The following is a 12,247-nucleotide window of genomic DNA, read 5'->3' on the forward strand; positions in this document are numbered from 1 at the left end:
TTGGAACATTTAGAAGAACTATGGAATAATGTCCTGGCTCAAGTTGAACAAAAAATTTCTAAACCAAGCTTCGAAACGTGGCTAAAGTCTACAAAACTACTATCTTATAATGGTAGTGGTTCCACTGTGACAATAGCTGCGCCTAATTCGTTTGCTCGAGACTGGCTTGAGAATCATTATATTCATTTGATTACAGGTATATTAACGGAGCTTACAGGCGAAGACTTGCTTATTAAATTTGTTGTTCAAAAAAACCAGGATTCGGACGATTTCGATTTGCCGGCGCCGATTATCCAAGCGAAAAATAACGATCACCATGATATTTCACCAGGTATGTTAAATCCGAAATATACTTTTGATACGTTTGTTATTGGCTCTGGTAACCGCTTTGCACACGCTGCCTCGTTAGCTGTCGCTGAAGCCCCTGCAAAGGCATATAATCCTTTCTTTATTTATGGGGGAGTTGGGCTAGGTAAAACACACTTAATGCATGCGATTGGCCATTATGTTTTAGAACATAATCCAAATGCAAAAGTAGTCTACTTATCATCCGAGAAATTTACAAATGAATTTATTAACTCTATTCGTGATAACAAAGCACTTGATTTTCGCAATAAGTACCGCAACGTGGATGTACTGCTAATTGATGATATTCAATTCCTTGCTGGAAAAGAATCAACTCAAGAAGAATTTTTCCACACTTTTAATACTTTACATGAAGAATCAAAACAAATTGTTATATCCAGTGACCGTCCTCCTAAGGAAATTCCAACATTGGAAGATCGTCTACGTTCACGCTTTGAGTGGGGGTTAATAACTGATATTGCGCCGCCTGATTTGGAAACTCGTATAGCTATCTTGCGCAAAAAAGCAAAAGCAGATGGTCTAGAGGTACCAAATGAAGTAATGCTTTATATTGCGAACCAGATTGACTCCAATATTAGGGAGCTTGAAGGTGCGCTTATTCGCGTCGTCGCCTATTCTTCACTGGTGAACAAAGATATTACGGCAACATTAGCAGCTGAGGCATTAAAAGATATAATCCCAAATTCAAAGCCGCGAGCAGTGACAATACTAGATATTCAAAATGCAGTAGGGGAACATTTTAATATACGTTTAGAAGATTTCTCTGCCAAAAAACGTACAAAATTAATTGCTTTCCCACGTCAAATCGCTATGTATTTATCACGCGAATTAACAGATTTTTCGCTGCCGAAAATTGGCGAAGAATTTGGTGGTCGTGATCATACGACTGTCATCCATGCACACGAAAAAATATCTTCTATGTTGAAAGATGACGTTCAACTACAACAAGATGTTAAACAAATTCGTAGTATGTTAGGTAAGTAATTACTGTGGACAAACCAACTATTTAAACACAAACTTATACACAGTCTATCTACATGTGGATAGACTGATTTTATTCATAAAAATACACTTATCCACAAATCCACAGGGCCTATTACTATATCTTTTTATTTTATATAAATAAATAATATAAATATGTGAGGGAAATAGAATGAAATTTGATATTTTACGTGACCGTTTATTAGAGGGTTTAAATGATGTCATGAAAGCAGTAAGTTCAAAAACAACTATTCCGATTTTAACGGGGATTAAAATTGATGTAACAGAGGAAGGTATCCGCTTAACAGGTAGTGATGCTGATATTACAATTCAAACATTTATTCCAGTAGAGGAAGATGGACAACAAATTATTCACATTACTGAAACAGGATCTATTGTTGTACAAGCACGTATGTTTAATGAAATTGTACGTAAATTACCAACAAACGATGTTGAAATCCAAGTAACACCAGGTTTCCAAACGCATATTCGTTCAGGTAAATCTGAGTTCCATCTAATTGGCTCTGATGCAGCAGAGTACCCATTATTACCAGAATTAACGGAAGATCAAAAATTTACTATTCCCGCTGATCTTTTAAAAACAATTATCCGTGAAACAGTATTTGCTGTTGCCACTTCTGAAAGTAGACCAGTGTTGACAGGTGTAAACTGGCAGATCAAAAACGAAACTTTAATCTGTGTTGCAACAGATAGTCATCGATTAGCAAGACGTAAAGTGCAATTGGAAAATTTGCCAGAAGTTGAACATAGCGTAGTTATTCCAGGGAAAAGTTTAAATGAATTAAATAAAGTACTAGAAGATTCAACAAATCTAGTGCAAATTGTTATTACAAGCCAGCAAGTATTATTTAAAACTGGTGATGTATTATTCTTCTCTCGTTTACTGGAAGGCAATTACCCAGATACAACGCGTTTAATCCCTGAAGAATATCAAACAAATGTAACGATTAACGGTAAAGCTTTATTACAAGCTATCGATCGTGCGTCACTTGTTGCACGAGGAGATCGTAACAATGTTGTACGTTTTGAAATATTAGATAACCAAGCAGTTGAAGTTTCTTCTAATTCTCCTGAGATCGGTAAAGTGCAAGAAGAAATTCCTGTTGAATCATTAGAAGGAGAAAGCTTGAAAATTTCCTTCAGTGCAAAATATATGATGGAAGCTTTAAAAGCAATTGATGGCCAAGATGTAGTTATTCAATTTACAGGAGCGATGAGACCATTTATTTTACGCTCCGTTCACGATGATGCTATTTTACAATTGATTTTACCTGTACGAACTTATTAAGAATTTCATAACTGCTAAGATAGTCGCTATTGTGACTATCTTTTTTTACTTATGGCGTAATTTTAGGTATGATAGAGAGATAGACAGTCTGTATTCGGAGGGAAACACACTATGCAGGACATTAAAATTGATGAGGAGTTCATCACGTTAGGGCAGCTTTTAAAAATCACTGATGCCATTAGTTCAGGTGGCATGGCCAAGTGGTTTTTACAAGAAAATGCTGTATATGTAAATGGAGAAGTAGACGATCGTCGAGGTCGAAAATTACGTGACGGAGACGTTATAAATATTCCAGGATGTGGTCGCTTCCAAATCGTAGGACCAGCTGGACAATAAATTATGTATATTGAGCAAATAAAACTTACAAATTATCGTAACTATGATGCCTTAGCTTTAAACTTTTCTCCAAAAATTAATGTTTTTATTGGTGAAAATGCTCAAGGAAAAACAAATGTTATGGAGTCCATCTATGTTTTAGCAATGGCTAAATCCCATCGAACAACGAACGATAAAGAATTGATACGTTGGGATTCAGACTATGGTAAAATAGAAGGGGCCGTTAAAAAAAGGCATGGTATTTTACCAATCGAACTTACGATTACAAAGAAAGGTAAAAAGGGCAAGATAAATCATATAGAGCAAAGTCGCCTCAGTCATTATATTGGTCAAATGAACGTTGTTATGTTTGCGCCAGAAGACTTGAACGTTGTAAAGGGGAGTCCTCAAATACGCCGACGTTTTATTGATATGGAGATTGGGCAAATTTCGCCTGTCTATTTACATGATTTATTGACCTTTCAAAAAGTTTTAAAACAACGTAACCATTTCTTAAAGATGAATCAAGGCAAGTCCATGTCAAATGATGTGATGTATGAGGTCTACAATGAACAATATATTCATGCAGCTACCCAAATTATTCGTAAAAGATTTCAATTTATGGATTTATTGCAGGAGTGGGCTGAACCTATACACGCAGGCATATCACAAGGTAAGGAAACACTGGTTATAAAATATCGTACGGTAGCTGGTATTGAAAAAGAACACTCTACCAGTGAAATTGAAAATACTTTACATCAAAAATTGATTGAAGCGAGAGAACGTGAATTTGACAGGGGTGTGACACTTGTTGGCCCACACCGTGATGATTTGCAGTTTTTAGTAAATGGCTATGATGTTCAAACTTATGGCTCTCAAGGACAACAACGTACAACTGCATTGTCTTTAAAGCTTGCTGAAATTGAATTAATTAAACAAGAAACAAAAGAAACACCCATACTACTTTTAGATGATGTTTTGTCGGAACTCGATGATTATCGTCAATCGCATTTATTAAATACCATTCAAGGTGAAGTCCAAACCTTTGTAACAACTACAAGTGTGGATGGAATTCATCATGAAACGATGGAACAGGCTCAACTGTTCCACGTGAAACAAGGTGCGATTGAAAAAAGTTAGCCAGGGTAGTTTTTTAGATTACAAAAGAATGGTAATAGTCAGCTCGGTTGACTGTTCATTCATTTACACACAATGATGTTATGAAGGAGTAGATGAAAGCCGTGGCTATAGAGAACGAAGGTTTACAAAACCAAGCTTATGAAGCCGATCAGATACAGGTACTAGAAGGTTTAGAGGCAGTACGTAAAAGACCAGGGATGTATATCGGTTCAACAAGTTCTAAAGGGCTTCACCATTTAGTATGGGAAATTGTTGATAATAGTATCGATGAAGCTCTTGCAGGATTTTGTACAGATATACAAGTAACAATTGAAAAAGAGAACTGGATTCGCGTAGAAGATAACGGTCGAGGTATTCCAGTTAGCATTCAAGAAAAAATGGGTAAGCCAGCTGTTGAAGTTATTATGACGGTTTTACATGCTGGTGGTAAATTTGGCGGTGGAGGCTATAAAGTTTCTGGTGGTCTTCATGGAGTTGGGGCATCAGTGGTGAATGCACTTTCTGTTGAAACAATTGTTCAGGTTCATCGTGAAGGTCATATTCATGAAATTAAGTTTGAACGTGGGAAAACTGTTCAAGAATTAATGGTGATCGGTGAAACAAACCACAATGGTACAACAACGCGATTTAAAGCTGATCCAGAAATTTTTAAAGAAACGACTGTTTATGAATATGATATTTTAGCTCATCGTATTAGAGAATTGGCTTATTTAAATCGTGGTATTAAGATTACGATTGCTGATGAACGAGAAGAAGAGGTTCGTTCAACTACATATCACTATGAAGGTGGTATTCGATCTTATGTTGAGCATTTAAACCAATCTAAAGAGCCAATCCATGATCCAATTGATGTTCTTGGAGAGAAGGATGGCATCTCAGTGGAAATTGCTATGCAATACAATGCTGGATTCTCCTCTAATATTTTTTCATTTGCTAATAATATTAATACGTATGAAGGCGGTACACATGAGTCTGGTTTTAAAACAGCACTTACACGTGTTATTAACGACTATGCTCGAAAAAATGGATTGCTTAAAGAATCTGATGCCAATCTTACAGGCGAGGATGTACGTGAAGGGTTAACAGCTATTGTTTCTGTTAAACATCCAGATCCACAATTTGAAGGACAAACGAAAACAAAGCTAGGGAATTCAGAAGTAAGTCAAATTACTAATTCATTATTCTCAGATGGCTTTGAACGTTTTATGTTAGAAAATCCAACTGTTGCTCGTAAGGTTGTAGAAAAAGGTTTAATGGCTGCCCGTGCACGTGTAGCTGCGAAAAAGGCACGTGAATTTACTCGTCGTAAAAATGCACTTGAAGTATCAAGCTTACCGGGTAAATTAGCTGACTGTTCTTCTACTATCCCCGCTGATTGTGAAATATATATTGTTGAGGGTGATTCAGCCGGCGGTTCGGCTAAATCTGGACGTGACCGTCACTTCCAAGCGATTTTGCCTTTACGTGGTAAGATTCTTAACGTTGAGAAAGCCCGACTAGATAAAATTTTATCGAATGCGGAAATTCGTGCAATGATTACAGCATTCGGCACAGGTATTGGTGAAGAGTTTAATTTAGAAAAAGCTCGTTATCATAAAATCATTATCATGACAGATGCCGATGTCGATGGAGCACATATTCGTACATTACTTTTAACATTCTTCTTCCGTTTCCTTCGACCACTTATAGAAGCAGGCTATATTTATATTGCACAGCCACCACTTTATCAAGTGAAACAAGGTAAGCATATTGAGTACTGCTACGATGAAGAAACATTAAAAGAAATTATAGAACGACTACCAAAAATGCCAAAACCAAATGTGCAGCGTTATAAAGGTCTTGGTGAAATGAACGCTGAGCAACTTTGGGAAACAACAATGGATCCAGAGTACCGCACATTATTACAAGTAGAATTAGATGATGCAATTAAAGCTAACCAAGCATTTGAGCGTTTAATGGGCGATGAAGTTGAACCTCGTCGTCAATTTATCGAGGAAAATGCCGTATACGCTAATTTAGATATCTAATTTTTCTTGAGAGGAGGTCTACACTTTGTCAGAACAAGAACGCTCCGGTGTTAAAGGAGTTAATATCACAGAAGAAATTGAAACATCCTTTCTTGATTATGCAATGAGTGTAATTGTATCGCGTGCATTACCTGATGTACGTGATGGATTAAAACCAGTTCATCGTCGTATTTTATATGGGATGCAGGAATTAGGTAACACCGCAGATAAAGCTTACAAAAAATCAGCACGTATTGTTGGGGATGTAATGGGTAAGTACCATCCACATGGTGACTCATCCATTTATGATGCAATGGTACGTATGGCGCAAGATTTTAGTTATCGTTATATGCTTGTTGATGGTCACGGAAACTTTGGCTCTGTTGATGGTGATGGAGCAGCAGCCATGCGTTATACAGAATCACGTATGTCTAAAATAGCTATGGAAATGCTTCGTGATATCAATAAAGATACAATTGACTACACTGATAACTATGATGGATCAGAAAAAGAACCAATTGTTTTACCAAGTCGCTATCCAAACCTTTTAGTGAACGGTGCTGCGGGAATTGCCGTTGGTATGGCAACGAATATTCCTCCTCACCAGTTAGGAGAAACAATTGATGCTGTTATAGCACTTTCTGAAAATCCAGCCATTACTACTGAGGAGTTAATGGATATTATTCCAGGTCCTGATTTCCCTACTGGAGGATTGATTTTAGGGCGTAGTGGTATTCGCAGAGCTTATGAAACTGGACGTGGTTCCATCATTATTCGCGCGAAGGTGGAAATTGAGCAAAAGTCAAATGGTAAGGAGACCATTCTTATTCATGAATTACCTTACCAAGTGAATAAGGCTAAGCTTATTGAAAAAATTGCAGAGCTTGTACGTGATAAAAAAATAGATGGTATTACAAATTTACGTGATGAATCTGACCGTCGCGGTATGCGAGTAGTCATTGAAGTTCGTAAAGATGCCAACGCTAATGTAGTTTTAAATAATTTATATAAACAAACAGCTATGCAATCAAGCTTTGGTATCAATATGCTGTCATTAGTAAATGGTCAACCAAAAGTATTGGGCTTAAAAGAAATGCTTTACCATTATTTAGAGCACCAAAAGGTAATTATTCGTCGTCGTACAGAATTCGAACTTCGAAAGGCTGAAGATCGTGCTCATATTTTAGAAGGCTTACGAATTGCACTCGATCATATTGATGAAATAATTTCCATCATTCGTGGTTCGCGTAGCGGCGAAGAAGCAAAGCCGCAATTAATGGAGCGTTTTAGCTTATCAGAGCGCCAGGCTCAAGCTATTTTAGATATGCGTTTAGTTCGCTTAAGTGGATTAGAACGTGAAAAAATTGAAGCAGAATACCAAGAGCTTCAAATTCTTATTGCGGATTTAAAAGCAATTTTAGCGGATGAAGAAAAAATTGTGGATATTATTCGTACTGAAATTTTAGAGGTGAAAGAACGTTTTAATGATATACGCCGTACTGAGATTACATCTGGTGGTCTAGAAATGATTGAGGATGAGGATTTAATTCCTGTTGAAAACTCAGTTGTTACTTTAACACATAATGGCTATATCAAGCGTTTAGCTGCGAATACATATCGTAGTCAAAAGCGTGGTGGTCGTGGTGTACAAGGAATGGGGACAAACGAAGATGATTTTGTAGAGCATCTAATGAATACCTCTACCCATGATACAATTTTATTCTTTACGACCAAAGGTAAAGTATTTAGAGCAAAAGGATATGAAATTCCAGAGTTCGGTCGTACCGCTAAAGGATTACCAATTGTAAACCTACTCAACATAGATAAAGGTGAAAAAGTAACAGCCATGATTCGCGTTGGATCGTTTGATGAAGATGCTTACTTTATCTTTACGACGAAAACAGGTATTACGAAACGTACACCTGTCTCACAATTTGCTAACATTCGAACAAATGGTTTAATAGCTATTAGCTTACGAGAAGATGATGATCTTATTTCTGTACGTCTAACAGATGGAGATAAGCAAGTGATTATTGGTACACGCGATGGTATGCTCGTTCGTTTCCAAGAAGATGACATTCGTTCTATGGGTCGTACAGCTGGTGGAGTGCGAGGCATTAAGCTACGTGATGGTGACGAAGTAGTAGGCATGGAGATTGTTGAACCAGGGCAAGAAATTTTAGTAGTTACTGAAAAAGGTTACGGTAAACGTACTTCTGAAGATGAATATCGTTTACAAAGTCGCGGTGGTGTAGGTCTGAAAACCATCCAGATTACAGATAAAAATGGACCTATGGTAGCTGTGAAAACAGTTGATGGTTCTGAAGATCTCATGCTTATTACAATCAACGGTATGTTGATCCGTATGGATATCAATGATATTTCATTAATTGGACGTAGTACACAAGGAGTTCGTTTAATTCGATTAGGAGACGACGAATTAGTTGCGACTGTAGCTAAAGTTGAAAAAGCTGAAGAGTCTCCAGAAGACGAAGAAGATGAAATAGAGGAATAATTTCAACCGATGACGACAGAATTACATGTCGTTCATCGGTTTTTTTTACGTAAATAATGAAAAATAAGTAATTATTTAGAATTCCATGATAAAATGAAGATACCTTATTTGAAGCAAGAAACAGTGGAGAGGTGTTCATTTCGTGGAAACTATATATGTTCCGATTTCAGAGTTAGGCGTTGGTAAAGTAATTTCTGAAGATATTTTTGCTAATACACAGTATCCAATCATTTTTAAAGATACGATGATTTCCTACGTACATTTGCAAGTATTTCATGCGTTTAATATTTTCAACGTCCCCGTTTATAAAAATGAAAACGATACTCGAGTAGAGAAGAAAGAAAATGATGTTGAGGTTGTGATAGAAGAAATACCGACTTTTAGAAAAGTCTATAATAATTCTGTTGAACAATTCAAAAAAGAATTTAAAAATTGGGAAGCCGGAGCAAAAGTAGATATTGCCAAGGCAAGGACAATTATTTTACCTCTAGTAGAGATGGTCCTAGATGATCGTACAATTATATTCGATTTAAATGAGTATTCTAATGCGAAAGACTACTTGTATCACCATTGTGTTGCAACTGGTTTGATTTCCGCAGTGATTGCTCAAAAGCTTGGTTATGATAGAGGGATTACCATTCAAGTTGCAATAGGTGGTTTATTAGCTGATTGTGGTATGGCTAAAGTACACCCACGTATTAGAGATAAGAAGACACCTTTAACAGAGCAAGAGTATGATGAAATTTATAAACATCCAATTTATAGCTATAATATGGTAAAAGATTTAACGATTTTAAAGGAGACAATGAAAGAGGCAATTTTCCAACACCATGAACGTTTAAATGGAAGCGGCTATCCGAAAGGTGAAAAGATCGCTAATATCTCAATTTTTGCTCAAATTATAGCTGTGGCAGATGTCTTTCATGCTATGACATGTGAACGAGTATATAGATCAAAACAATCTTCATTTAAAGTTATAGAAATGATTAATGAATCTGAGTTTGGGAAGTTCGATATTAAAGTAGTACGTGCTTTAATCGATATTGTTGCAGATCTTCCTATAGGTACAATTGTTGAACTGTCTAATTTGGAACGTGGTGAAGTAATGTTTGTAAATAAATTTGCACCAACACGTCCACTCATTAAATTAATCCATTCAGGAGAAATTTTTGATTTAGGAAAAAATCGTAGTTTTTATATTTCACGAATTATAACAAGTCTTTAAAAAGTATTAGGGCAAACCATATATTATGGCTTGCCATTTTTTGACCCTTAATGCCATTAGTAAAGTATGTGTCCATGTTGAGTATAGTTTGCATCTTCTTTACTAAGTGTCTGGATAGTATATTTCTATAAAATAACAGACAATATTAATCCATTAGGTAGTAGTCTTATTTGCTATGATGGTGTTTAAACGCATTTAATTATATTGCATTTAAATATTTTCGGAGAAAGTGTTGACATAGTTTTAGAATCTTGATATTATAAATGAGTCGCCAAGAGGTGACAGTGAAATAATGAACATGAACCTTGAAAACTGAACAAGCAAAACGTAATCAATAAAGTTTTCAGTAACTAACTTCGGTTAGTGAACAAAACAAAATTTTGGACATCAAAATGATGCCAGCAAAACAATTTGAGCTATTCAAATTTCTTTTATGGAGAGTTTGATCCTGGCTCAGGACGAACGCTGGCGGCGTGCCTAATACATGCAAGTCGAGCGAACAGAGAAGGAGCTTGCTCCTTCGACGTTAGCGGCGGACGGGTGAGTAACACGTGGGCAACCTACCCTATAGTTTGGGATAACTCCGGGAAACCGGGGCTAATACCGAATAATCTGTTTCACCTCATGGTGAAATACTGAAAGACGGTTTCGGCTGTCGCTATAGGATGGGCCCGCGGCGCATTAGCTAGTTGGTGAGGTAACGGCTCACCAAGGCGACGATGCGTAGCCGACCTGAGAGGGTGATCGGCCACACTGGGACTGAGACACGGCCCAGACTCCTACGGGAGGCAGCAGTAGGGAATCTTCCACAATGGGCGAAAGCCTGATGGAGCAACGCCGCGTGAGTGAAGAAGGATTTCGGTTCGTAAAACTCTGTTGTAAGGGAAGAACAAGTACAGTAGTAACTGGCTGTACCTTGACGGTACCTTATTAGAAAGCCACGGCTAACTACGTGCCAGCAGCCGCGGTAATACGTAGGTGGCAAGCGTTGTCCGGAATTATTGGGCGTAAAGCGCGCGCAGGTGGTTTCTTAAGTCTGATGTGAAAGCCCACGGCTCAACCGTGGAGGGTCATTGGAAACTGGGAGACTTGAGTGCAGAAGAGGATAGTGGAATTCCAAGTGTAGCGGTGAAATGCGTAGAGATTTGGAGGAACACCAGTGGCGAAGGCGACTATCTGGTCTGTAACTGACACTGAGGCGCGAAAGCGTGGGGAGCAAACAGGATTAGATACCCTGGTAGTCCACGCCGTAAACGATGAGTGCTAAGTGTTAGGGGGTTTCCGCCCCTTAGTGCTGCAGCTAACGCATTAAGCACTCCGCCTGGGGAGTACGGTCGCAAGACTGAAACTCAAAGGAATTGACGGGGGCCCGCACAAGCGGTGGAGCATGTGGTTTAATTCGAAGCAACGCGAAGAACCTTACCAGGTCTTGACATCCCGTTGACCACTGTAGAGATATAGTTTCCCCTTCGGGGGCAACGGTGACAGGTGGTGCATGGTTGTCGTCAGCTCGTGTCGTGAGATGTTGGGTTAAGTCCCGCAACGAGCGCAACCCTTGATCTTAGTTGCCATCATTTAGTTGGGCACTCTAAGGTGACTGCCGGTGACAAACCGGAGGAAGGTGGGGATGACGTCAAATCATCATGCCCCTTATGACCTGGGCTACACACGTGCTACAATGGACGATACAAACGGTTGCCAACTCGCGAGAGGGAGCTAATCCGATAAAGTCGTTCTCAGTTCGGATTGTAGGCTGCAACTCGCCTACATGAAGCCGGAATCGCTAGTAATCGCGGATCAGCATGCCGCGGTGAATACGTTCCCGGGCCTTGTACACACCGCCCGTCACACCACGAGAGTTTGTAACACCCGAAGTCGGTGAGGTAACCTTTTGGAGCCAGCCGCCGAAGGTGGGATAGATGATTGGGGTGAAGTCGTAACAAGGTAGCCGTATCGGAAGGTGCGGCTGGATCACCTCCTTTCTAAGGATTATTTCGGAATACAAACCTAGGGTTTGTAAGATTACGTTTTGCGTTCAGTTTTGAAGGTTTATTAAATAATATAAAACTTCCAAGAGGGCCTATAGCTCAGCTGGTTAGAGCGCACGCCTGATAAGCGTGAGGTCGATGGTTCGAGTCCATTTAGGCCCACCATATATACCTCTTGGGGCCTTAGCTCAGCTGGGAGAGCGCCTGCCTTGCACGCAGGAGGTCAGCGGTTCGATCCCGCTAGGCTCCACCAATCTTTGTTCTTTGAAAACTGGATAAAACGACATTGAAATTGTAACAAACACATTTATTTTTTAAGTTTTTTTATAGGCTTAATAACATTAGAAGGTTTCAAGACATGAGCAGTTCTAGGAAGCAATCGAGTGAATGAAGGAGCGTACT

The 12,247-nt window shown here is 38.6% G+C and carries 7 protein-coding genes, 2 tRNA genes and 1 rRNA gene; all 10 read left to right on the forward strand.

Going from position 1 to position 12,247, the window contains the following annotated elements:
• The 10 genes from dnaA to MHI04_RS00050 all read left to right on the forward strand — a co-directional run bounded on the left by dnaA (position 1) and on the right by MHI04_RS00050 (position 12,098).
• Entirely contained in the window at positions 1 to 1,350 is a 1,350-nt protein-coding gene (gene dnaA, locus MHI04_RS00005; protein ID WP_036119568.1) for a chromosomal replication initiator protein DnaA, read from the forward strand.
• Between the two features lie 169 nt (positions 1,351 to 1,519).
• Positions 1,520 to 2,656: a DNA polymerase III subunit beta gene (gene dnaN / locus MHI04_RS00010; RefSeq protein WP_036119570.1), complete on the forward strand. Its 1,137-nt coding sequence runs from the start codon at positions 1,520 to 1,522 to the stop codon at positions 2,654 to 2,656.
• Between the two features lie 111 nt (positions 2,657 to 2,767).
• Positions 2,768 to 2,992, forward strand: a complete 225-nt coding sequence (gene yaaA / locus MHI04_RS00015) for a S4 domain-containing protein YaaA (RefSeq protein ID WP_036119572.1) — start codon at positions 2,768 to 2,770, stop codon at positions 2,990 to 2,992.
• A gap of 3 nt (positions 2,993 to 2,995) precedes the next feature.
• Positions 2,996 to 4,111 (forward strand): DNA replication/repair protein RecF, encoded by a 1,116-nt coding sequence (gene recF / locus MHI04_RS00020; RefSeq protein WP_036119574.1) that lies wholly within the window; start codon positions 2,996 to 2,998, stop codon positions 4,109 to 4,111.
• A gap of 92 nt (positions 4,112 to 4,203) precedes the next feature.
• Positions 4,204 to 6,138, forward strand: a complete 1,935-nt coding sequence (gene gyrB, locus MHI04_RS00025; RefSeq protein WP_051891598.1) for a DNA topoisomerase (ATP-hydrolyzing) subunit B — start codon at positions 4,204 to 4,206, stop codon at positions 6,136 to 6,138.
• A 25-nt stretch (positions 6,139 to 6,163) separates the two neighbouring features.
• Positions 6,164 to 8,632 (forward strand): DNA gyrase subunit A, encoded by a 2,469-nt coding sequence (gene gyrA / locus MHI04_RS00030; RefSeq protein WP_342535227.1) that lies wholly within the window; start codon positions 6,164 to 6,166, stop codon positions 8,630 to 8,632.
• A gap of 142 nt (positions 8,633 to 8,774) precedes the next feature.
• The gene (locus tag MHI04_RS00035; protein WP_036119578.1) at positions 8,775 to 9,857 is read left to right on the forward strand and encodes an HD-GYP domain-containing protein; all 1,083 of its coding nucleotides are present in this window, start codon (positions 8,775 to 8,777) and stop codon (positions 9,855 to 9,857) included.
• 430 nt (positions 9,858 to 10,287) lie between these two features.
• Positions 10,288 to 11,839: ribosomal RNA gene (locus MHI04_RS00040) — 16S ribosomal RNA — on the forward strand.
• Between the two features lie 94 nt (positions 11,840 to 11,933).
• Positions 11,934 to 12,010, forward strand: a tRNA-Ile gene (locus MHI04_RS00045).
• A 12-nt stretch (positions 12,011 to 12,022) separates the two neighbouring features.
• Positions 12,023 to 12,098, forward strand: a tRNA-Ala gene (locus MHI04_RS00050).
• The last annotated feature ends 149 nt before the right edge of the window (positions 12,099 to 12,247 follow it).

The sequence above is a fragment of the Lysinibacillus sp. FSL K6-1151 genome (genome assembly GCF_038630755.1).
Lineage (GTDB): Bacteria > Bacillota > Bacilli > Bacillales_A > Planococcaceae > Lysinibacillus > Lysinibacillus fusiformis_D.

Bases quoted from the DNA above. Each gene is read 5' to 3' on its own strand.
- recF (WP_036119574.1), top strand. From the start codon at position 2,996: ATGTATATTGAGCAAATAAAACTTACAAATTATCGTAACTATGATGCC.
- dnaN (WP_036119570.1), top strand. From the start codon at position 1,520: ATGAAATTTGATATTTTACGTGACCGTTTATTAGAGGGTTTAAATGAT.
- gyrB (WP_051891598.1), top strand. From the start codon at position 4,204: ATGAAAGCCGTGGCTATAGAGAACGAAGGTTTACAAAACCAAGCTTAT.
- yaaA (WP_036119572.1), top strand. From the start codon at position 2,768: ATGCAGGACATTAAAATTGATGAGGAGTTCATCACGTTAGGGCAGCTT.